Here is a 23,124-nt window from a genome sequence, read left to right as displayed (position 1 = left end):
TAATTACACGAGCTTTTTTTATTTTAAGTACATTATTAGTCACGAGCATCCTGTCTAAAATCAGGAAAACCGTTTTCGTCCCAGCCTATAACACGTGCACGGGTATGTCTGTTGAAATCATATAACGAATTGCCTCGTATTTGCTCGTAAACACGGGCGTGGTATATCATAACATCTTTTTGATCATCCTCAGATTTTGTGAAGGAATTGTGTCCGGGCCCAAAACGTCTCACTTCAGCATTAGTATAAAAGACCGGTTCTTTAGACTTGTTCCAAGATTCTTCATTCATCAAATCTGCATCTTCATCAGCCCACAATAAGCCTACTGCATAGTTAGAATCTGTTGCACTTGCAGAATACGTAACAAATATTTTACCATTACGCTTAAGAACTGCCGGACCTTCATTTACTATATATCCTATACGCTCCCAATCAAATTCTGGATTGGTAATGATGATTTCTGGCCCCTTGAGTTTTGTAGGTGTTTCCATCTCAGACATTACCAGTGATGTTCCTTCGGTTATATTTTGTGCCCATATTAAATAACGCTTTCCATTATGTTCAAAAGATGTCGCATCAAGTGAGAAAGAATCATGTTCTGTAGCAATTTGACCTTCTTCTACCCAATCACCTTCTGTAGGATCCTGAGCATCTGTAGAAAGTGCAAACATGCGTATTTTCCAAACATCTTCAACTTCGCCGGCAGCAAAATACACATACCATTTACCATCTATTTTATGCAACTCGGGAGCCCAAATATGATGCCCCATATTTCCAGTTTCATGTTTGGTCCAGATAACGTGAGGTTCTGCTGTTCCTAATCCATTAATGGTATTTGCCTTTCTAATTTCAATACGATCATATTCAGGAGCTGTAGCAATAAAATAGTAGGTGCCATCAGTATCTTTATAAACCCATGGGTCTGCTCGTTGCCCAACTATAGGATTGTTGTACGGCATTTCTTCTACCTTGTTTTGGGCAAGCTCTTCTTCAATAATAACTTCTTTATCTGTTTCTTTTTTACAGGAATTGAAAATCATTAAAACTGTAAAAAGACCTAAAAGTGAATACTTGTGAAAACTGAAAATTTTAGATATCATATTTTGTGGAGTTTATGGCTGTTTTAAAAAGTGTCTGATTTACATTTATAAAACAATAATACGAAATCCTTTGAATTAATTTAAAAATTAAAACGAATTAAGGTTTAAGCATCGCTATATCGGCCACGGTTCTAAACCCACTGTGATCTGTAGAAGAGTCTAACGCCTGCGGCGTACGAGCCGAAATACGATAACTTGCACAGTAACTGGCAGCGCAAAGAAATGAGCCTCCTTTGATTACTTTTTCTGGCTGATACGGGTTTTCAGGGTTGTAAGATTCTAAAGGTCCTTGAGGATTTATGACTTCATTACCTAAAATATCCTTATAATAGCGAACAGAGAACCAATCTTGAGTAATTTCCCAAACATTACCAGACATGTCAAAAATACCTAATGAATTGGGATCGTAAGTGGCAACAGGTGCTACATAGGAATACCCGTCTTCAGCAGAATTTTTAGTTGGAAAAGTACCTTGCCACGTATTTGCTTTGGTACTTAAATCCGAATCATCATTACCCCAGGTATAGATTCCTCCGGACATTTTACCATGAGCGGCAGCTTCCCATTCTGCCTCTGTAGGTAATCGACGATTTGCCCATTTACAATAAGCTAAAGCATCTTCATAAGTTATGTGAACTACCGGGTAATTATCTTTTCCTTCTATGTTACTTTCCGGGCCTTGCGGATGCTTCCAGTTAGCTCCAATTTTCCATTCCCACCACTGCGTATAATTGTTCAGATCTGTTACGCTAGCTACATTTCTATTGAAAATTAAAGAACCGGGTTTGAATATACTATCTGCAGGTTTTGGAGTTCCGGCAGGTAAGGTTTTTTTCATTTCTTCCCAATCAACAGGTTGCTCTGCAGTAGTGACATAGCCTGTAGCTTTTACAAATTTTCTAAACTGACCGTTTGTAACTTCGGTTTTATCTATAAAAAAACCATCTACGGCAACCGGGTGAGCTGGTTTCTCCCGAGGTAATGCGAGTTGATCTCCGGCCTGAGCACCTTGTGTAAAATGGATACCGGAAACCCAAACCATATCTTTTGGAGTTTCAATACTATCGGGTTGTTTGACGATTAATGCTATAACAGGTTCTTTTTCTCCAACAGAATTTGCCTCCCTATTTTTTTCACTTTCATTGTTGCAGCCAACAAGCAAAAGCATTACTGAACTCAAGACTAAAAAGTGGATGGATCTATTTATTATCATAAAGCTCAAATTTAATATTATCAAAATAAATAGATCAGTTTTTATAATTCATCATTAACTAAATTTTAAAGCTACTTATTAAACTTAAGCCAATTCCTATTCTAAAATTGGTCATTAATGTAGTTAAAGATAATTTTATATTATTCTAAAAAATAAAACTATGTTATTCAGCGGAGACAATCATTTTTTAAAGACTTTAAACACATTACTCAAACGTTATAAATTTAGTAATCAAGAACTTGAAAGCCTTCAAAAAGTAAAAAAGACCGAAATTATTAGTTTAGCTTATACTAATGATGGTGGTTTTGACCTGAAAACTGGAGACTATCACGATGAAGATCATCCTGTGAATTATAAACTGAGAATTTATTATAAAGATCCACAGAAAAATTCTACAAAAATGTTGGTGTTGCTTCCTTCTACTACTGAAGAATTTACTCCGGAAATGAACGCATATCAATTGGGTCAATCTGTTAAGAGTCGGTTATTATAAGGTCAGTCTTTCAATACAAAGGTATTGGAGCCTTTTTGACGATCTATAGAAAACAACGTACTAATCAATCCCAGGTGAGAAAATCCCTGTGGAAAATTACCCAACTGGGCTCCTGATGGACTTAATTCTTCTGAAAATAGGTCCAAGTGATTACCATAACTCATTAATTTCTGAAAGTATCTGGAAGCTTTCTCTACTTCTCCACCACGCGATAAGCACTCGAGATACCAGAAAGAACCAATGGTGAAAGCGCCTTCACGATCTTCACTTTTTATTGGGATGCTATCGTGAAGGTTTCGGTACACCAAAACCTCATCAATGATGAGCTGATCTTCAATTACCTTGCGGGTCTTTAACCAGCGCTCGTCATACGGGCTTATAAACTTCATTAACGGCATCATCAGCAATGAAGAATCTACGGTTTTAGCACCTTTAAAATGAACATAACTTTGTAGTTTTTCATCCCAAAAATTATCATAAATATCCTTAAAAATAAGATTTCGGTTTTCTATCCATTTGGTAACGTCTGTGGGTAATGAACGCTTTCTAACCAATCGAATAGCGCGGTCAAGAGCAACCCAGCACATCAATCTTGAATATAAGTAATGCCTTTTTACTTCTCGTACTTCCCAAATACCATGATCTGGCGACTCCCAGTTTTCACAAACAAAATCAATAAGTTTTTCAACGTTTTTCCAGAATGAATACATCACCTGCTGACCGTATTTGTCAAACAAATAAATCGTATCCATTAATTCACCAAAAACATCTAACTGCAGCTGGCCAGTTGCCGCATTTCCGATACGTACAGGTTTTGAGCCTTTATAACCATCAAGATCTAATTCTTCTTCATCCAAGTCGCGCCCACCATCTATGCGGTACATAATCTGTAATTCTACATCACCATTTATATCTGCATCTATACGCTCATAAACCCACTTCATAAAATCTGACGCCTCATTTATAAATCCTAATCTCATAAAAGCATACATGGTAAATGCAGCATCTCTAATCCATACATAACGATAATCCCAATTCTTATCGCCACCTAGAGTTTCAGGTAAAGAATATGTGGGTGCAGCAATAGTTGCACCATATTTAAAACTTGTGAACAGTTTTAAGGTGATTGCTGAACGCTTCATATGCTGCGCAAAATCTCCTTTATAAGTACAGGTTTTAATCCAGTTTTGCCAGAATTGCAGCGTTTCATCAAGCTTATTTGCTATAGTTTGTCTGAATTGACTATCATACGTATAGTTTTCTTCTTCAGCATCGCTTTCAATGATAAAATACGCCTCTTCCCCTTCATTTAACTGAAACTCGTTTCTTGTACTTCCTCCCTTTTCTAAAGGCACAGAGGCCGAAACTTTGAGTCCTTTGTCAAAATTTTTATTTGTAAAACTTAGGGTATGTTTATCTAATAGTTGAGTTTCGGTTGAAATTTTACCATAGTTGAGTTGCACCCTGATATTGAGATCAAAATTTACGCTTCCGCGGATAACTTCAATCTTTCTTATCAGTTGATTGGGAACTTCTTTCCCAATTCCGATAGGCATAAAATCTGTGAACTCAACAGTATAATTTTCTGATAAAAAACGCGTAGTCAACACACTGGTATCTAATACATATTCCTGAAAACATTTTGTAAAATCCCCCTTAGGTCTTGTAACAAAATACCCTCCTTTATTTCGATCTAAAATAGATCCAAAAACGGAATGTGAATCAAACTCCGGAAAGCTCATAAACTCAATCGCTCCTTCTTTTTGAATTAGTGCACAGGTTCTACAATTTCCTATCAATCCATACGATTCAATTGCTGGGTACTCAGAAAAATCAATCATTTATAAGTTTGCTTATTTTGTATTCATATCGTTAAACTGAAAAATTACTGATAAACGCGGCCAATTCTATTAAAATAAAGGTAAATTCTATTGATTTAGAACGGACTTTAAAAATTCTCAAAATCATAAAATCTTGTAAAAACCCCTACACACCTCATGCGAAAGCAAAAAATAGATTTAAATTACTTTAAGTTTTAAGCTATAAAGGAAATAGGTTTTAAATTAGAGGAAAACCTAAAAGTGTATAAATCTCGATTATTGAGTAACCTATTTCGGGAGTAAGCCCGCGAAGCACTAAACATAACAATACATTTTAGAACGAGACAAATCTCGGAGCATTTAAATCTCGATTATCGAGTAAATACTACAAATGACACACGAATTTAAAGAACTCATCAATACAGCTTTCACTTACCATAAAGACCATCAAAAATGCGTGATGGCAAGCGTGGTTGATTTAGATGGCTCTTCATACCGAAAACCAGGTGTGCGTATGCTTATTTCTGAAAGTGGTGTCATAACTGGTGCTGTTAGTGGTGGCTGTGTTGAAAAAGAAGTATTGTTTCAGGCTGAAGAAGTTTTTGAAACCGGAAAAGCCAAAATGATGACCTATGATGGTAGATATCGTTTGGGCTGCGAAGGTGTGATTTATATTTTAATTGAACCTGTAGTTATTACTGAAACGCTTTTTGAAGAAATAAATAAAGAATTTAAAAACCGAACTTACTTCAAACTAGAATCGTTTTACAAAAGATCACTAGATGATGTCTCCTACACTTTGGGAACTCAGGTTATTTTAAGTAATGCCGAGAAACTCAATTTATCTTCTATTTCTGCTGAGCTATTCCATACAGAAAGTAGTCTGGTTTATAAACAAAAGTTGCCTCCTTTGTTTCAGCTGTTTTTGTTTGGATCTGAACATGATGCGGTTCAGTTAGGGATTACCGCATCACAATTGGGCTGGCAAGTCACGGTAATTGCGTCTCCAAAAGATCCTAAAACCGAAGCTAACTTTCCGGGAGTTTATCAAGTGCTACATTTAACGCCTCAGGAAGCCGCTGCGCTTACCATTGATGAAGAATCTGCCGTGGTACTTATGAACCATAACTATGCGACAGACCTCAACTTTTTAGTAAATATAATTAATAAAAAACCTAATTATGTCGGTGTTTTAGGAAGTTCAAAAAGGCGTGAAAAATTATTCAACGAACTTATTGACTATAAACCCGAACTATTTGAAGAAAACTTAGATACTATTTACGGACCGGCAGGGATTGATATTGGAGCAATTACTCCACAAGAGATCGCTTTGTCTGTTACTGCTGAAATTTTAGCCCTCAAAAGAAAACGCGAAGTACAATCGCTACGGGATAAAAGTAAACAAGCTACTTCTCAAAATAGAAGGCTTTAACTAAATTAGTTAAAGCCTTTTTTAATATCAGAAGTGACGGTTTAAGCAACTCCGGGTTCTTTTTCTGCTAGTATTAATTTTTCTGGAGTGATTGGTAAATCACGCATGCGCTTACCGGTGGCGTTGAATATCGCATTGGCAATAGAAGCTGCTACACTGGTAATACCGAGTTCACCAACACCTTTAATTCCCATTTTATTTGCGATCTTATCTTCTTCCGGTAAAAAGATCACATCAATATTTGCCATATCCAGATTTACCGGTACATGATAATCTGCAAAAGAACGGGTGATGAAGTTACCGTAATTAGGTTCAACTTTTGTTTGTTCTGCTATTACCATACCGGCCCCCATCACACAACCACCAATTATCTGACCGAAAGCCGTCTTAGGATTTAGAATTTTTCCGCAGGAAGCTACATTGAGCATTCTTTTAATTCTAAATACTCCGGTGTCTTTATCCACCCAAACTTCGGTAAAATTGGCTCCAAAAGAAAATACTGAATGCTTCTTAAACTCTTCATCAGGTTCTGCCGTTCCTTCAGCCTCAAAAGAATTGAGGTTTCCGGATCGCATCAGTTTAGCGAGACCGGCATCAGCAAGTTTTAACCCGGATTTTTCTTCTAAAGAAGCAATAGCATTTTCACAAGCTGCCCGTGCTCCGTTTGAAAAAGAAGCAGCACCCCAAGAACCGCCGGAACCCGGAGTTTTAGGAAAATCTGAATCGCCTAGTTCTACATCAACCTGCGCTACAGGAATATTTAAATACTCTGAAGCAGTCTGTGCGATAATGGTATAACTTCCTGTACCTATATCAGTTGCATCCATTTGAATGGTTGCAAACACCTCACTATCCTTAAGTTCTAAAATAATTTTAGCCGAAGTCTTCTGATAAGGAGCACGCCTTGAAGCTCCACTTACACCATAACCCACAAGCCAGTTTCCTTCTTCTTTAGTTCCTGGTTTTTGTGGTCTTTCTTCCCACCCAAATTCTTTAGCTCCTATCTTAAGACATTCATTGAGCAATCTTGAAGAAAAAGGTTTATCACTGCTGGGGTCAACTTGTGTATCGTTTTTAACCCTAAAATCTACAGGATCCATTTTTAGTTTCCATGCCATTTCATCCATAGCAGATTCTAATGCAAAACTCCCGGTTGCTTCTCCTGGCGCGCGCATAGCAAACGGAGTTTGTAAATTCATAGGCATCAAACGGTGTGTTACTTTATTATTTGGTGTTTTATATAACATCTTTGTAACCGTACCACAAGATTCTTGAAACTCCTCATATGTTGAAGTATGTGATAAAGTATCGTGTGATAAAGCCGTTAAGCTCCCGTCTGACTTAGCTCCCACTTGCATTTTTTGTTCGTTACGCTGTCTCAGGTTGGTATTGGTAAACATTTGATTTCGTGTAACGGTCATTTGTACCGGTCTGCCTATTTGCTTAGAGGCCATGACTCCCAAAATAACATGTTGTTTTGCGTGAAGTTTTGACCCAAAACCCCCACCTACAAAAGGTGCTATTACACGTACATTTTTCTTTTCGATCTGAAAAGTATCTGCGATAGTTAGGGTTGCATCGTCAATTATTTGCTGACTTGCATAAGCCTCTACATTTCCATTATTCCACGAAGCAATAATCGCGTGAAGCTCCATCGGATGATGATGCTCAATCGGAGTATTATATATCTGTTCTAGTGTGACATCTGCTTCTGCCAATCCCTGCGATACATCACCTCTGGAATAGTCGGATTTTTCTGTGGGTCTGTAAGCTTTAGCTCGAGAACTGTCAAAATCTATATCGGGCTTCTCTTCGCTGTATGTATATTTTACTAAACTTGCGGCATATTGAGCCTGCTCAAAAGTTTCTGCAATAACGAGACCTACATATTCTCCGTAATAATACACATCAGCGCTTTGCAATACCGGCTGAATGCTTGAGGTTGAAATGGCAGGTAATTCTTCATCATATTGCTTCAGTTTATCTGCATTCTTATAAGTAAGTACTTTAATAACTCCTTTTTGTTTTTCGGCTTCGCTGGTATCTATTGCTGTGATTGTTCCTTTAGCTATTGTACTGTTGATTCCTTGTGCATAAGCCAAATTCTTCACATTAAACTCTGAAGCGTATTTGGCTAGGCCCATCACCTTAAGCCGACCTTCTACACGGTCTATTGGGTTTCCGGTTCCTATTGATATATCTGTATTCATTTATTTAAATTTTGTGGTGATTTACAACTAAGCCGTTTTTGCAAGTGCTTGCTCCAATGCCCTCACAATCGCTTTTATACCCATTATAACCTTATACTCATTCTCTGAAAGGGTTTTTGCACCCTTTAGAGCGAGTTCAGCCGCCTGTTCAAAATTGGCCTTTGTTGGCATTTTTCCGGTTAAGAACGCTTCAGCTTTAATAAGTTTCCAAGGTTTGTGAGCAACCCCACCCATAGCAAGACCAATATTTGTGATTTTTCCTCCGGAAATTTGAAGTCCGGCTGCAACAGAGATCAAAGCAAAAGCATAACTGCTGCGTTCTCTTATCTTAAGATAATGGTAGTTGGTTTGAAATTTGGGGTTTGGTAAATCTATTGCAGTGATAATTTCGCCCGGAAGTATCGTATTATCTTTTTCAGGCTGATCTCCCGGTAATCTATGGAAATCTGTAAACTCAATAGTTCGGGAGGTTCCTCCTGGTTTTTGGAGGGTTACTGTAGCTTCTAATGCTGCCAGGGCCACACACATATCTGAAGGGTGAGTCGCTACACAGCTTTCGCTCCATCCAAAAATGGCATGTTTTGAATTAGCCCCTTCTAATGCACCACAACCACTGCCCGGCTCTCGCTTGTTACACGGCATTGATACTTCAAAAAAGTAAGGGCAACGCGTGCGTTGTAATAAATTACCGCCGTTTGTTGCCATATTACGAATCTGCGCCGTAGCAGCAGATAACATGGCCATAGACAGCAGCGGATAGTTTTTTCTAATATCAGGATGATTTGCGGTTTCTGAATTACTAAGCATCGCGCCTAGTGTAATACCACCAGTCTCGTTAGATGTTATTGTATTAAAATCCAGATCTGCCACTTCAATGATTTGTGAAGGTCTTTCAACATCTTCTTTCATCAAATCAACAAGGTTAGTTCCGCCTCCCAGATATTTTGAATCAGTATTAGTTACAGAAGCAGTCAAAGCCTCTTCTATTGTTTCCGGTTGAGTATATGTAAATGGTCTCATAATTTGTTTTTTTGATCTGTCTTTTGAAAACTCAAGAGACATTAATCAGGATGAAGAAAAATAGATTTAAGAATTGCTCGCCTCATTCATTTGCTCTGTAGTAGCAAACTTCCATTTTGGTTTTTCTTCAACACCAGATTGTACTTCTTTTATAGCCTGCACGATATTATTATAAGCTCCACAACGGCAAATATTACCAGATATACGCTCTCTGATTTCTTCCTCAGAAAGTTCTAGATCGCTTTTGACATTGGTAAAATCTTTAGTTACATAACTAGCCTCTCCATTCTTAGCTTCTTCTAATAAAGCTAAAGAAGAACAAAGCTGTCCCGGCGTACAATAACCACATTGAAAACCATCATGTTTTAAGAAGGCTTGTTGCATAGGGTGCAACTCAGTATTATCTGTAAGACCTTCAACAGTAGTGATCTCTTTGTCTTTACAAGTAGCTGCGAGAGTTAAGCAAGAAAGCTTACGCTTACCGTCTATCATCACAGTACAAGCTCCACATTGACCGTGGTCACATCCCTTTTTTGTTCCTGTTAAATTTAAGTGTTCGCGTAGTGCATCTAGTAATGATGTTCTGGAATCTAGAGTAAGGGGTTCTACTTTGTTATTAACGTGAAGATTTACTTCGACTTCGTTTAAAAAAGCATTTAATGCTTTAGGCAAATCTGCATTTGTAGTGTTTCCGAATAATTCTGAAGTAAAATAAGATGAAGCCATAACGCTGACTCCTGCAGCAGAAACTTTACCTAGAAATCGTCTTCTTGAATCCCCAAAAAGTCCTAGCTGATTTAAAATCTGTTCTTCATCTTCTGTTAATTTTTCATTTTCGTGAGATGCGTTTTTGTTGAGCTTTTCCATAAGCAATAGATTGTAGTTTTAAGATAGTTAATTGAACTGCTTCAAAATAGATATGCAATACATCGCATTTCAGAAGAAAAAACTATCAATTACAAGTTATTACTTAAACAAATGTTTCGGTTGAAAACAGTACTAAATGTCTCTTAAGGAAATTAATATGAATTCATAAATATTTGAATAAATCGGTAGTTTTGAATGTATGTGTTGTATTTCAGAATTAAAAGAAAACATTTTGTTTGTAGATTGAGATTTAATATTGAAATTTTGAAAATATTCTAAATACTTATGTATAAGCAATCAGCTTTATATTTTGTTACCCAGTTAATTTGGGTTTACATCTTGTTAGTTTCTGTAGATTCTTTTAGTCAAGAACTAACTTCTGATTTTGAGCATACTAATGTGCTTATAAATGAAACTAGTCCTTATTTGCTTCAGCATGCGCACAATCCCGTAAACTGGCAACCATGGAGTGAAGCCGCATTTGAGCAAGCTAAATCTAAAAACAAACTGGTCATTGTGAGTATTGGTTATTCTTCATGTCACTGGTGTCATGTTATGGAGGAAGAAACTTTTTCGCAGGAAGATGTTGCTCAGGTAATGAATAAAAATTTTATAAACATTAAAGTTGATCGTGAAGAGCGCCCTGATGTAGATCAGGTTTATATGACGGCAGTGCAACTTATACAAGGTAGTGGAGGCTGGCCCCTTAATATAATCGTTTTACCTGACGGAAAGCCTCTTTATGGCGGTACTTACCACACAAAAGCAGACTGGATTAAACTCTTGAACGCTCTTTCTAAAACCTATAAAGAACAACCAGAAAAAGCTACTGAATTTGCAAGTCGGCTGGCTGCTGGTATCCAGGAAAAAAATGATTTTGGTATCAAAAAGGAAACTGTTTTTTTTTCAAAAAAATTACTGAATGAAACTATTAATACTTTAAAAGAAAATTGGGACTTGAAGTATGGTGGTTTAAAAGGACAGCAAAAATTTATGCTTCCGGCTAATCTCAACTTTTTGTTAGACTATGTAACATTAAGTAACGATGCGCAAGCAAAAGAATATACAAACCTTTCGCTAGATAATATTGCTTTAAGAGGAGTTTACGATCACGTAGATGGTGGTTTTTTTAGATATAGTGTAGATGAAAAATGGCAACTGCCGCATTTTGAGAAAATGCTTTATGATAATGCGCAACTTTTAAGTGTGTATGCTAATGCCTATAAGGTATTCAAAAAGCCGCTTTATAAAGAGCGTATTGAAGAGACCTATCAATTTTTAAATAGCGTTTTTAAATCAAAAAGCGGCGCTTATATAGCTGCATTAGATGCGGATGTAAATGGTGAAGAAGGTACTTATTATTTATGGAAGCTTGAAGAATTAGAAGCTATAATAACAGATCGATTTGAGCTATTTAAAGCTTATTATAACATTTTTGAATCAAATGCGGTAGAATCTGAAAGCTATCATTTGTTTGCAACCGAAACGAATTCAAAATTCTGTGCGAATCAAAATATCTCTGAAGCTGAATTGATCAATCTTAAAATAGAATGGAAGACCAACTTGCAGCAGCGGCGTCATCAAAGACAACTGCCACGTAAAGACGATAAGATCATTATATCCTGGAATGCATTATTGATTTCCGGGCTGGTAGATGCATACGAAGCGCTGGGTGATGCTAAATACCTCAACGAAGCTCAGAAAATTTACACCACACTTTTAAAGAATGCTTATATCTCTCAAAATCTGATGCATTCCTATAAAAAAAACAGCAAGCCCGTTGATGGCTTTTTAGATGACTATGTTTTTATGACTAAAGCATCTTTTGATTTATATTCTGCAACAACTGAATTGAAATATCTGGATCAAGCCACTAAATTTCTTAATCAGACCAAAGAAAAATTTTCTGATAATAAATCTGTGTTTTATAAGTTCAATTCTGGTGAAAAATTGATATCTAAGATCATTACCACGAATGATGGGGTTCAACCTTCGGCAAACTCGATAATGGCACAAAACCTTCTCAAGCTTGGTCACTTTTATTATAATGAGGGTTATTTAAATGAATCTAAAAAAATGCTGACGGCGATTCACGAAAAGGTCACATCTTTTCCCGGAAATTATTCCCAATGGTTTACGCTTCAACTCAATATGACCTATCCGTATTATGAGATAGCTGTTGTCGGCAAAGATACGCCTACTCTACTTTCAGAATTCAATACAATGCATTTACCTAATACAATTCTTGTAGGAAGCAGTAAAACTCAAAATCAAGAACTTTTTGAAAGTCGTTTTGTAGCCGGAGAAACCTATATCTATGTTTGTGAAGAAAGGGCTTGTAAATTGCCCGTAAAAACCATTAATGAGGCTATAAACCAGATGGAAACCGAAAATTATTAATTATGCGAATCACATTACTACTGCTTTTTATCTTATTGGGTTCTCGGTCGTTTTCTCAAAAAACATATCACTTTGATTATATGCTAGAGACTAACTATATCTTGTATAAGGATTCTGTTAAGATTAAGCATCGCCCTTTTAGAACTGAAACTAGATCTCAAAAAAGATATCTGCTTACTAATTCTAAAGACAATTCGTATCTGGCAATTCTTACTGAAAAAGATAGTTTGTATTATAACCTACAATTTAAGAAACAGGATAAAATTAAGGCTAATATAATTTTATTAAAAAATGAATTTGATATCGCTGAACGTATCAATATACCTTGTAAATATGTTCTTTCTAACAAAAATCACTTTCAATATCAAGTGAAAAATTATGCATTTCAGAAACTCCATGACACGGTGATTGGTTCAACACAACTTCATCAACTTGTCCTTAAGTCGGTTAAAGAGAAAACAATTAAAAGAAAAAAAATAGGAGAGCTATATTATCTTATTGATACGGCAAAACTAGCTGATAATTTACCTGTTTTAAAAAACGTTACTGCATACGAAGAATGGAAAACCGAGACTAGTTCACTACCTAATGGGCTTCTGAAAGAAACTTATTTCAGAGACTTTTATGGATACATTGATTACAAAGAAACGGTTATAGGTTTTAAGGTGGTAGATAAATATATATGGATTGAAGAGCAATGTTTTTAGATTAATCATGCCCACAAAAAAACCCACCAGATCAGGTGGGTTTTTCATTCTATATATTTAAGGTCTTATGCAAGATCTTCAAGTCTTTCAATCGTATTTAGAGATTTTTCTACCTCTAATTTTTGATTAGCGATCATAGAAGTAATTTCTGGAGTAAAGTTTTTACTGTCTAAAACTTCTTGATATTCCTCAACACTCGCTTTCTCACCACGAATGCATTCTTCTAAAATTGCTTCATCTTTATCTGAACTCAGTGATTCTTTTACATTCATCCAAGTTCTGTGTAAAGATCCTGCAGCGCTTCCTGATTCATTAGGCTTTTCATTGAGGTTTACTAAAACATCACTAATCTCTGTTGCAAAGCGATTGCGTAAGGCAGATTTATTTTTTAAATATTCCTTCAGATTTACATCTTTGGCTTTTACCATAGCTTCTTTATAACCTTTTTCCGCATCATAGTTTTTCTCTAGTAAATGCTGAAGATTGGTTACAGTTTCTTCGTGAGACTTTTCTCTTGCTTTTTCAATTGTAGTTTGCATAATATATATTGTTAGTTAAACATTTTTAATAAGACTATTTATTTTTAATAATAATGAATCCTATTAAATTTCACATATAAAATTACAAGAGACATAAGCTTTAATTATTTAAATTAATACAGTTTAACGTCTTTGCGTTAATTTAACTTAAGCGATAAGGCTCAATTAATTAAATCTCGATTTTCGCATAAATAGTTTTTAACTTGCTCGTTTAGCATGAGCCGGAAAATTATGAGAACAACACCGAGAACTTCTAAACAAAAAGAATTTAACGACTTTGGGCTGGGAGAAAAAGCGACTGCTGGGCACTACAGGGTTTTAAACAAAGACGGTTCATTCAATATCAAAAAGGAAAACGTGGCATTTTGGGAGAAAATAAATTTCTTTCATGCTTTGGTCTCTATGAAGTGGATCAAGTTTTTTGCAATTGTTCTTGCAACCTATTTCTGTGTCAATCTCATTTTTGCTTCAGTTTATATGCTGATAGGTATTGAACATCTCACTGGTATATATGGTACAACTCCTGTAGAACAATTTGTAGAAGCCTTCTTTTTTAGCGCGCAAACCATCACAACTTTGGGTTATGGTCAGGTTGCTCCTACTGGAATTTTAGCCAATATCGTTGCTGCTACCGAATCTATGATGGGACTTCTGGGTTTTGCACTGGCAACCGGGATGGTTTACGGGCGATTTTCTAAACCGGCTGCAAAATTAAAGTATAGTCAGACTGCAGTAATTGCTCCTTATCGTGATATTAATGGATTCATGTTTAGAGTAGTTAATCCTCACGGAAATCAATTGCTTGAAGTTGAAGCCAGCGTGTCTTTGTCTATGCTTCGAGATAATTCTCCATTACGCGATTTCTTTACTTTAGAGCTAGAACGCTCTAATGTGGTGCTGTTACCAGCAGCCTGGACAATCGTTCATCCTATAACAGATGACAGTCCGTTTTATGGGATTTCACAAGCAGATTTATTCCGAAAGGATGCTGAAATCATAGTTGTTATTAAAGCCTTTGATGAAACGTTCTCTCAATCGGTTTATTCTAGATCTTCCTATAAATTTTCTGAAATAGAATGGGGTGCAAAGTTTACCTATCTAATATCCCATAAAAATGGAAAATCTTCAGTAGATGTGAGCGGAATCAGTAAAACCGAAAAAGCCAGCCTCAATTAATACTGACTAAGAATACTTTTAAAGTTTCATTAAATAGCCCGCCTTAAAGGCTGTAGATTAATATGTTTGTAAGAATTACCTAGATACGCAATTCAACTAAAACAAAACCCATTCTGAATTTATGAGAAGATCCCTTTTTGAATTTATTTATAAACTACGGAATATTCTTGCTCAAAAATTCAAGCAATACAATACAAATCTACCCTATATTTTAACGGTTATTATTGCCTTAATAATTGTTATTGTAGGCACCAATCTTTTTATAGAGTTAACAGATACATTAGAGTCAGAGACACTTTCTTCCTGGGATACTGCAATTACAGATTATGTGCTATCGTACAGAAATCCTGTACTTACTAAATATTTTATGTTTGTGACAGATGTAGGCGATTTATACGGCTACCTGATTGTTTTAGGAATCTTTTTTGGAGTTTCGTTCTTTGTGTTCAAAAAGTGGAAGTATGTTTTACAAACAACACTTGTCCTAGCATTAGCATCGGTTTCTAATGTTATTTTAAAGCGTTTTATAGATCGTGCTCGCCCTAGTATAGAACATTTAGTTTCTGTAGAAACATTGAGTTATCCTAGTGGTCACGCTATGAGTGCGATGGCTTTTTATGGGTTTCTAATATACCTGTTTACTCAATTTAAAATGAATAGGTTTTTAAAAATAGCTTCTATCACCATATTAACTATACTGCTATTAAGTATTGGAATCAGCCGAATTTACTTAGGTGTTCACTTTCCTTCTGATATCGCAGGCGGATTTATAGCAGGATTTATCTGGGTAATCTTTTGTATTCTTTTATTTAATATCATCGAACTTTTTAAAAAAGATCCTCAAACAAAAGCTTAAAGCTTTTTAAAATGGGTAACCGATTGCGAAGTTGAGAATGGGGTTCTCAAAATCCCAAGACCAGCGCTGGCCTTCGGCTAAACTAGGATCGTGAAATGGTGCTGCAAGATCTAAACGAATCACAAAACTCTGAATATCTACACGCATCCCAAAACCACCACCTATTCCCAACTGGTTGATAAAATCACTACCAAATGTATCGCCTTCTAAAGCTTCATTATCTGTGGTATTCCATACATTACCGGCATCTACAAAAAATGCTCCCTGAAGCAAGCTAATCAACGGAAAACGGTATTCCAGATTAGCTTCTAAACGCAAGTTCCCGGTCTGATCATAATAACTGTAAGTCTCACTATCATCTGGCTGATAGGTCCCCGGACCAAGAGAACGGGTTCTAAAAGCCCTTACACTATACGGGCCACCAGCAAAATACTGTTTGGTATACGGTACAACATCTGAGTTTCCATAAGGGATTCCCACACCTGCAAAAAGACGGGCTGCAATGGTTTGTTTTTCTGCGAAATTAAAATGGTAGCGTATGTCTCCATCAATACGCGCAAACTGAGCATACTCTAACCCAAAGATAGTTTGAGGCTTATCTCCGCCTGCAATTAGACTCAAGCTGTTTCCTGCAGTCTCAAAGTTTCCATTAAAATAAATCTGGTGCTTTTTACCCGTATCAACCATTCCATTATAAATAAAAGAATAGGTCAAACCCGATATAAACTGCTGATCAAAACTGGTTTGTAAAAAGGGATTTGCCTCAAGAATGTCGTCAAAAGCATCAGTCGTATTAGCCAGTGAAACATAATTTATAGAGACCGGATTGATCTCGTGCGTCACATACTTATTAGCTTGCCACACATAACCAAATTTAGCTTCTACAGAACCTAGTGTAAAATATTGGGTTCTATTTAAATACGAGACGCCCAACTCCATTTTGGTCTTGGGAATATCATATTTAAAATAATTCTTAGAGATCTCAATAGGAAAGAGCATTCTTGGAAAAATAAGCGAACTACTCACACCCAACTGAATGCTTGAAGAACCCTGATTGTTTCCTGATCCTCCTACTTGTATCTCATACGCTCCGTCTAAAGAGATATTGAGAGTTTCTCCTCCTTTAAACAAGTTTCTATTGATAAACGTAAGACCCAGTCCCGGACCGGAGAATCCGTTAGATTTAGTTACCGCCTTAACCTCTGCACGTACTGCTCGCTTATTTAATGGCGATAAGTAAATATTTGCTGCTAGCTGCCCCAGACTATCTTCATCTTTATTTTCTAACTCGTCATACCTAATATTTACAAACTTGTATGCTCCTATAGATCCCAGACGCCTCCCTGTTGCTTTTGAAGTTGCCGGACTGTACAGATCACCTTCTTCAATTAAAACAAATGGGTCTAAACGTTTTGGTTTAAAATACACTTCATCTTGAATAAAATCTTTTTTTGCAAAGCGTGTGGTATCTAATTGAGTACTGTCTGCATCTACCCGATTATTAGGAAAAATATTCACCTTCGCTATTTTATAAGGTACAATAGATTTCTGCGGTACATCTTTTTTTAATCGTAAATAGAGATCGAATTTCTTGTTTTTATACTGATTGGTATCGGTTTCAAAAATCAAAAAACCAGAGTTAAAATTGTAATATCCTTCACCTTTTAAATAAGCATCAATACGTTCGCGCTCTGCTTTCATCGCATTCAAACTGAAACGCATATCAGGTTTTATTAAAGTTTCTGATAAAGAGTTCTGAATTTTACTATAAACTGGTAAAGTATCTGTATCTAACTGAAAAGTTTTAAGACGATAGGGTTTTGATAAGCGTAAACGATAAATCGCTTCAGCCTCTTTATTAGTCGTGTCTCTTACGATCTCAGAATTTGCAACGCTGTAAAAAAAACCTTTATTTTCTAAACGATTCAACAGAATTTGCTCCATCTCATACGTCTGAATATCTGACGCATAAACAGGTTCTTTACCCATTTTTTTATTGAAAAATTTGTTTATAAAGCCGGGTTTTTCTCTATTAGCTTTATAATGAAAATACAAACCGGGATATCCTCCTAAAACCGAACTCACCGGCTCTGGCCGCAATGCAGCTTTTAAGTCTAGCTCTATATCATCAAGATCATTAACTACAGAATCTGGTGTGAGTATAACTGTTTCTTTAGTATATAAAAATTCATCATCAGGTATAAAACGCTCTACCGAACAGCTGTAAAGAAACAGCACAGTTAGAAGTGCAAGAACAATTTGAGCCGTACTTATCGAAAAAAATATTTTTGTATTATTCATTCGTTTCATCTTCCTCTTCGTTTTTTGCAGGAAACATGGATTGCCATAATTCTGTAAACTTGTTAAACTCCCGTGTAAACAATAATGAAATTCCGTTTACGATTATCTGACCATCAATAATATTCTCAAACTGACTTCGTCTATATCCGCGTAAGCGATACCTACCATCTTCGGTTAGTAAATACTCTATACTCACATTTCCTACAACAGGTGCGGTTCCGTTCTCAGAATTACCACTGCCCTGAAGGTCTACTGCGCTACCCACACTCACTACAACACGATCATCAAACAAACTTTTTTGAGCTGCAATATCAAGTGTCGTACGGTCTTGAGGTGCACTACCTTGGTAATCTGTATAACTGTCCAGACCAAAATTGAGGTCAAAACCAGTATTCCCTAATAATTTATCTGAAAATACATTTAACTGATCTGAAATCGCATCATTGAGGTTATCACGAGCTATGCTAGCTGTTCCGCCACCACTACCATCGCTTGAAGAACTCGGGAAAAAGCGGTTAAGAACTAATAATGAAAAAACTTGTTTGTTGAGTTCATTCTCCTGCTGATTCAACTGCTGAACACGACTGTAAACCTGGCCACCTACAGCCCCCCTACTCGCCTCAGGAATATCAAGACTAAAGTTGATCACCGGTTTCATCAATTCACCATTAATGTTAATATAAACCTGAAAAGGCACCTGTTGACGGTATTGCATTTGCGTGCTAATGTCTGCCCCACTAGTTTGTGAAGCCATCAAGCCACTCGCTGAAGTCTCAACACTATAGTAAGCTTTGATATCCAGATCAGCATCAAACGGGTCTCCAGACCAGGTAATGCGACTATCTGGTGCGAGCTCAAACCTTCGGTTTACCAGATTGTACAGGTTCATCTCATAATGACCATCTATAACATCATAACGACCGCTCAATGTCATCCGTCCGTTAGGGTACATATCAAATTCAAAATCACCCGTACCACTCACCTGAAAATTATCTCCTGTTTGCTCATCTATAACCAAATTGAATTTGGCTCCTTTTGCTATTTTAAAAGTTGCATCAATTGCAAAACCAGAAACGGTGTAAGACTCCTCTTCTCCGTTAGTCAAAATCGCATCAGGAGTTTCTTTATTTACAAAAATCACGACTCCATCTTTTGATTCGATCTGTACCTCAGAAGGTGGAAGTACATAAGTAACATCTGTCTCAGAATTCACCGTTAAATCTAATTCTACTTTCGGAAGATTTAAATCTCCGGTAATTTTTGTATCTGCGTCAAAAACCACTGTGCCGTAAACCAAATCAAAATCATCTTTCGTTGAGTTGAGGGCTTTAAAGTTTTGAGCTTTGATCGTAAGATCGAAAGTTGGGTTCACAAAACTTTCGGTACCTACTTCCCCATTTACGATAATGGAGTTTGAGCTGGCATCCTGTATTTTAAAGTTATTAAAATTAACGGATTCGTTATCTAACCGAATTTCTTCGTTGGCTAATAAAAAGGGAACATTCAGCTTTGTGATTTTAAATTGGGCATCGTTAAATTTAAAATCGCCATCATATTTAGGCTCTAAAGTGGTTCCGCTTAGTGACATTTTACCACTTATAGTTCCTGAAGCTTCAGAAAGTTCTCCCATCGAAAAGTTTTCTAAAGCTTTAACGTCAAAACGATTAAGGTCTAGATTCATATCTATAGAGGCTGCGGTTTCTTTTGCAGTATAATTACCGGTAAGCTCCATATCTGCGACACCTTCTTTTATTTTTAGATCAAAATCATATCCATTATTCCCAATAGAATTTCCGGTAGCAGTAAGCACACCCATATTACTTTCAACTACTTCAAAATCAACAATTTTAAGATCTAAAACCATCCCCGGGCTTGTGTAAGGGTCCTCAACCGCAAACTGCCCGCTGAGTTTACCACTTGCAAGAGACTCTTCAGGATTAAGCATTGACATAATATTTGCTAGTTTAAAGTTGGTAAAGCTTACACCCAAATGTTCTTTTGAAATACCTGGAAGATCATTACCCGCTTCAATCTGCTGATCTTTGTAAGACATTATAAAATCTTCAAAAATGGTATTAGACTCTGTTAGAGTAATGCTATTATTAGGATTTATATCCCATTTTTTTGTATTCAGAATAAAATCTTCAGGATCAATACTTATCTTAATATTGTCTTCCTCAAGCATTATTTTAGATAACACATGCATCAGTTTTTCTCCATCATGCATAGACAAGAAATCTAAATACATCATACTGTTTGTGACCCTTCCGCCCAGGCGCGTATTTTGCATATCTACAGGACCGGCGATGAGTTCTTTCAGCCCTAAACCAAAATCCATATTCTCTTTATCAGAGCGTATTTTAATAGCCAGACTATCTATCGTGTAACCATTATAATTAATATATGGTAATTCAATATCTGCGGTAAGTGTACGTTTATATTCATCAAAATCGACTGCTATATCAACGGTATCTAGCTCTCTAAGATTAGGTATAAAAACTTCGCCTAAGATAGGTGCCTGATGTACAGAACCCCGTATTTTCATCAATACAGGATCTGCAATAGTATCCATTGTGGGGTTCTTGTCTAAATACCGTTTAAAGTGATTCTGAACAGCGGTTAAGAATTGTTTCGGACTAGCATTAGACTCTAAGTCTAAACTTAGAATTCGATTACTAATATCTAAAGATGTTGTATCAGGTTTTACAAAAGCGGCGATATCTAGATCACCCAATTGATAAGCTTTATTGTCATAAACGGCCACTCCCCTATTAATCTCAGACTTGATCTCATAATCTTCAGGAACTCCTTTAAAATAGCCCTTAAGTGTAAAAGCTGTTTTAATATTTTGTCCTGTTAAACCTAAAGCTTGTAAATCTGCACCAATAAAGTCTAAATCAACGGTGGCGGTAGATGCTATAGAATCTAAACTTACTGACGCATCTAACTTCATATTCAGATTCTCGTCTTTATAAGTTGAAGCTAGATTACCTTCTCCATTTTTAAATGTTCCGTTAAGGTTGAGGTCTTTAAATGTATAATCATTAAAGCCCAAACTATCAACTGTTGCTTTTAAAGTTGCATCCAGATCATTTAGCGTACTACCAGAGCCTGTTGCGGTAAGTTTCATATCTAAAACGCCCAACATCTCATTTTGTATCAAATTCCCCAACTGAATTTGTGTAGCAACAACATCTCCTTCAAAATTTATAGCGTCGCCAAAACCAGCAGTACCGTTTAAACGTACTGCCCCTTCTGTGGTGCTTAATTTACTTTTGGTAATGACCTTAGTCATATTTCCTTTTAAAGAACCAGCAAGCTGAACTTTTTTAGGCAATTGAACACCTAACTCTTGCTCATTTAAAAATCGGTTTAGATCAGATTTTGTACTATTAATTTTATAAACTGGAATATTAAAGGCCAATTGATCAGGATCTGTGGCATTGTAGATAGATCCCTGAAGACTTAAATTGGTCTGATTTCCCCAGTTAAAACGAGTAGGTTTTATATCTAAAGCATCAAGACTCCCGGTCATACTCAGGCTACCGGTTAACAAACGCTTACTCAACGTTGCCATATATTCATTACTTCTCAAGTCTGGCTGAAACCTGAAAACGGTATTCAGATCTGCTACAACTTTTGGTATTTGTAAATTAAGTTGAGCTGAACCGGGGTTTTCAATTAATCCGTCTAAAGCTTTATAGGTGAGCTTTACATTTCCTTGAAGTATATTTTGATTGAGTGCAAGCGATAAATTACTGAAATCAAGATTGTGATCTGTAGCATTTAAATTAAATGCTAACTCCTTCAAATTTAAACCTGAAGCTTCAGTAAAACCAGCTGAATTAAAATCAGCATTAAATGTTTTGTTCTTCAACTGAATATTTTCGATATCCAGATTTAAATCGGTTATTGCAATGGCATTCGCATTAAAAATACCATGAGTGACTTGTGCACCGTCTAGTGTACAATTTATGATATTGTCGGAGAGATTTATACGGTCAACCCTTATGGTAAACTCCGGCCAAACTGAAGTTGGTGCTGTTGCTGCTTTTGTTTTATCAGCTACAGGTTTTTCAACAGTTTTCATCGCTACCTGAACAACTGAATTATTGAGCAGTACATCCCCTATTTCAACATTACTAGTTTGTAGATCAATTTGTGGAATATCAGTCTCAAAATCACCTAATTCCGCTACCGCAGCAATACCATCTGGTACTGAAGTATAATCTACAGTAACCTGATTGATCCTTAAATTCTGCACGCTGAACTTCGGCATAGGAACTTCAGAAGAATCCTCAGAAACTGGCAAGGGCTTTGTTTGCTTATAAACTACTTTAGTATCACTAAGATAAACATCACCTACTTCAAAACTCATATTCTCAAGATCTGTCTTACGCATATTGAGTTCCAGTTCTTTGAGATTCAAACGAGCTTGAATACCCCCTACGTCATCAAAATAATTAAGATCGAAATCTTTTAAGGTAAAATCACCTAAATTGAGTTGAAACGCTGTTGTATCAGCGGCTACTTGATTTGTCGTTGTTGTATCAGTAGTTGCAAAAGCATCTATTAAAAACTGATAATTAAATCCTGCAACAGAATCTTTTCTAATAACATTTGCTTTAAGACCTTCCCAGGTCACATCATCTACACCTATTGCTCCACCATTGATGATTGACCATAATGGTATTTCTGCTTCAAGATGTTTACTGTAGACCAGCGTGTCTCCTTTTGTATCCTCTAGGTAAAGTCCATCTAAAGAAATATTCCCATCAAAAGTGACAAAAAGCTTTTCAATTTGAACTTCTGTATTGGTCTTGTTTGTAATATAATTGATTGCTTTATCTACAATAATGCCTTGTCCCCAAGGACTACGAATAAAAAGCACCAGAAGTAAAAGTAGAATAAGAATAACCGCAAGTGTCTTACCAAGAATTCTCAGGATTTTAAAAAAAATGCGTTTGCTTTTTTCACTCATAGGTACTGT

15 protein-coding genes are annotated in these 23,124 nt (G+C 36.3%); 6 read left to right on the top strand and 9 right to left on the bottom strand.

Annotated features, from left to right (window positions below; translation table 11 throughout):
- Window positions 1-35 precede the first annotated feature (35 nt).
- Window positions 36-1,100, bottom strand: coding sequence for a glycoside hydrolase family 43 protein (locus tag DSM02_RS12830; RefSeq protein ID WP_128766026.1), 1,065 nt, complete (start codon window positions 1,098-1,100; stop codon window positions 36-38).
- Window positions 1,101-1,197: 97 nt separating this feature from the next.
- Complete coding sequence (locus DSM02_RS12825) at window positions 1,198-2,313, bottom strand: formylglycine-generating enzyme family protein (RefSeq protein ID WP_128766025.1); 1,116 nt, start codon at window positions 2,311-2,313, stop codon at window positions 1,198-1,200.
- A gap of 160 nt (window positions 2,314-2,473) precedes the next feature.
- Here DSM02_RS12825 and DSM02_RS12820 point away from each other — a divergent pair, with 160 nt between their 5' ends.
- The gene (locus DSM02_RS12820; RefSeq protein ID WP_128766024.1) at window positions 2,474-2,806 is read left to right on the top strand and encodes a hypothetical protein; all 333 of its coding nucleotides are present in this window, start codon (window positions 2,474-2,476) and stop codon (window positions 2,804-2,806) included.
- 2 nt (window positions 2,807-2,808) lie between these two features.
- Here the strand turns inward: DSM02_RS12820 and DSM02_RS12815 are convergent, their stop codons facing one another.
- Window positions 2,809-4,647 (bottom strand): glycoside hydrolase family 15 protein, encoded by a 1,839-nt coding sequence (locus tag DSM02_RS12815; protein ID WP_128766023.1) that lies wholly within the window; start codon window positions 4,645-4,647, stop codon window positions 2,809-2,811.
- Window positions 4,648-5,017: 370 nt separating this feature from the next.
- Between DSM02_RS12815 and DSM02_RS12810 the strand changes: the two genes are divergently transcribed.
- The gene (locus DSM02_RS12810) at window positions 5,018-6,058 is read left to right on the top strand and encodes an XdhC family protein (RefSeq protein ID WP_128766022.1); all 1,041 of its coding nucleotides are present in this window, start codon (window positions 5,018-5,020) and stop codon (window positions 6,056-6,058) included.
- A 41-nt stretch (window positions 6,059-6,099) separates the two neighbouring features.
- Here the strand turns inward: DSM02_RS12810 and DSM02_RS12805 are convergent, their stop codons facing one another.
- From DSM02_RS12805 to DSM02_RS12795, 3 genes are all read right to left on the bottom strand, one after another.
- Window positions 6,100-8,268, bottom strand: a complete 2,169-nt coding sequence (locus DSM02_RS12805; protein ID WP_128766021.1) for a xanthine dehydrogenase family protein molybdopterin-binding subunit — start codon at window positions 8,266-8,268, stop codon at window positions 6,100-6,102.
- A gap of 27 nt (window positions 8,269-8,295) precedes the next feature.
- Window positions 8,296-9,288: an FAD binding domain-containing protein gene (locus DSM02_RS12800; RefSeq protein WP_128766020.1), complete on the bottom strand. Its 993-nt coding sequence runs from the start codon at window positions 9,286-9,288 to the stop codon at window positions 8,296-8,298.
- A 66-nt stretch (window positions 9,289-9,354) separates the two neighbouring features.
- On the bottom strand, window positions 9,355-10,155 hold the full coding sequence (locus DSM02_RS12795; RefSeq protein WP_128766019.1) for a 2Fe-2S iron-sulfur cluster-binding protein: 801 nt from the start codon (window positions 10,153-10,155) through the stop codon (window positions 9,355-9,357).
- A gap of 285 nt (window positions 10,156-10,440) precedes the next feature.
- Here DSM02_RS12795 and DSM02_RS12790 point away from each other — a divergent pair, with 285 nt between their 5' ends.
- Window positions 10,441-12,555 (top strand): thioredoxin domain-containing protein, encoded by a 2,115-nt coding sequence (locus DSM02_RS12790; protein WP_128766018.1) that lies wholly within the window; start codon window positions 10,441-10,443, stop codon window positions 12,553-12,555.
- A gap of 2 nt (window positions 12,556-12,557) precedes the next feature.
- Window positions 12,558-13,262, top strand: coding sequence for a hypothetical protein (locus DSM02_RS12785; protein WP_128766017.1), 705 nt, complete (start codon window positions 12,558-12,560; stop codon window positions 13,260-13,262).
- A 65-nt stretch (window positions 13,263-13,327) separates the two neighbouring features.
- Here DSM02_RS12785 and DSM02_RS12780 read toward each other — a convergent pair whose 3' ends face one another.
- Window positions 13,328-13,801: a ferritin-like domain-containing protein gene (locus tag DSM02_RS12780; protein ID WP_128766016.1), complete on the bottom strand. Its 474-nt coding sequence runs from the start codon at window positions 13,799-13,801 to the stop codon at window positions 13,328-13,330.
- 231 nt (window positions 13,802-14,032) lie between these two features.
- Here DSM02_RS12780 and DSM02_RS12775 point away from each other — a divergent pair, with 231 nt between their 5' ends.
- Window positions 14,033-14,977: an ion channel gene (locus DSM02_RS12775; protein ID WP_128766015.1), complete on the top strand. Its 945-nt coding sequence runs from the start codon at window positions 14,033-14,035 to the stop codon at window positions 14,975-14,977.
- Between the two features lie 121 nt (window positions 14,978-15,098).
- Window positions 15,099-15,833 carry a phosphatase PAP2 family protein gene (locus DSM02_RS12770; protein WP_128766014.1) on the top strand — a complete coding sequence of 245 codons (735 nt, stop codon included), beginning with the start codon at window positions 15,099-15,101 and terminating at the stop codon, window positions 15,831-15,833.
- 6 nt (window positions 15,834-15,839) lie between these two features.
- Here the strand turns inward: DSM02_RS12770 and tamL are convergent, their stop codons facing one another.
- Both tamL and DSM02_RS12760 read right to left on the bottom strand, forming a co-directional pair.
- The gene (tamL, locus tag DSM02_RS12765; RefSeq protein ID WP_128766083.1) at window positions 15,840-18,134 is read right to left on the bottom strand and encodes a translocation and assembly module lipoprotein TamL; all 2,295 of its coding nucleotides are present in this window, start codon (window positions 18,132-18,134) and stop codon (window positions 15,840-15,842) included.
- On the bottom strand, window positions 18,127-23,115 hold the full coding sequence (locus tag DSM02_RS12760) for a translocation/assembly module TamB domain-containing protein (RefSeq protein ID WP_128766013.1): 4,989 nt from the start codon (window positions 23,113-23,115) through the stop codon (window positions 18,127-18,129). Before DSM02_RS12760 ends, tamL begins: the two co-directional genes overlap by 8 nt.
- Between the last annotated feature and the right edge of the window lie 9 nt (window positions 23,116-23,124).

Origin of the sequence: Leeuwenhoekiella polynyae, assembly GCF_004104075.1 — a bacterium.
Classification (GTDB): domain Bacteria; phylum Bacteroidota; class Bacteroidia; order Flavobacteriales; family Flavobacteriaceae; genus Leeuwenhoekiella; species Leeuwenhoekiella polynyae.
Note: the sequence above shows the minus strand (reverse complement) of the source record. Positions and strands in the feature narration are given on the sequence as shown.

Bases quoted from the DNA above. Each gene is read 5' to 3' on its own strand.
- DSM02_RS12830 (WP_128766026.1), bottom strand. From the start codon at position 1,100: ATGATATCTAAAATTTTCAGTTTTCACAAGTATTCACTTTTAGGTCTT.
- DSM02_RS12825 (WP_128766025.1), bottom strand. From the start codon at position 2,313: ATGATAATAAATAGATCCATCCACTTTTTAGTCTTGAGTTCAGTAATG.
- DSM02_RS12820 (WP_128766024.1), top strand. From the start codon at position 2,474: ATGTTATTCAGCGGAGACAATCATTTTTTAAAGACTTTAAACACATTA.
- DSM02_RS12815 (WP_128766023.1), bottom strand. From the start codon at position 4,647: ATGATTGATTTTTCTGAGTACCCAGCAATTGAATCGTATGGATTGATA.
- DSM02_RS12810 (WP_128766022.1), top strand. From the start codon at position 5,018: ATGACACACGAATTTAAAGAACTCATCAATACAGCTTTCACTTACCAT.
- DSM02_RS12805 (WP_128766021.1), bottom strand. From the start codon at position 8,268: ATGAATACAGATATATCAATAGGAACCGGAAACCCAATAGACCGTGTA.
- DSM02_RS12800 (WP_128766020.1), bottom strand. From the start codon at position 9,288: ATGAGACCATTTACATATACTCAACCGGAAACAATAGAAGAGGCTTTG.
- DSM02_RS12795 (WP_128766019.1), bottom strand. From the start codon at position 10,155: ATGGAAAAGCTCAACAAAAACGCATCTCACGAAAATGAAAAATTAACA.
- DSM02_RS12790 (WP_128766018.1), top strand. From the start codon at position 10,441: ATGTATAAGCAATCAGCTTTATATTTTGTTACCCAGTTAATTTGGGTT.
- DSM02_RS12785 (WP_128766017.1), top strand. From the start codon at position 12,558: ATGCGAATCACATTACTACTGCTTTTTATCTTATTGGGTTCTCGGTCG.
- DSM02_RS12780 (WP_128766016.1), bottom strand. From the start codon at position 13,801: ATGCAAACTACAATTGAAAAAGCAAGAGAAAAGTCTCACGAAGAAACT.
- DSM02_RS12775 (WP_128766015.1), top strand. From the start codon at position 14,033: ATGAGAACAACACCGAGAACTTCTAAACAAAAAGAATTTAACGACTTT.
- DSM02_RS12770 (WP_128766014.1), top strand. From the start codon at position 15,099: ATGAGAAGATCCCTTTTTGAATTTATTTATAAACTACGGAATATTCTT.
- tamL (WP_128766083.1), bottom strand. From the start codon at position 18,134: ATGAATAATACAAAAATATTTTTTTCGATAAGTACGGCTCAAATTGTT.
- DSM02_RS12760 (WP_128766013.1), bottom strand. From the start codon at position 23,115: ATGAGTGAAAAAAGCAAACGCATTTTTTTTAAAATCCTGAGAATTCTT.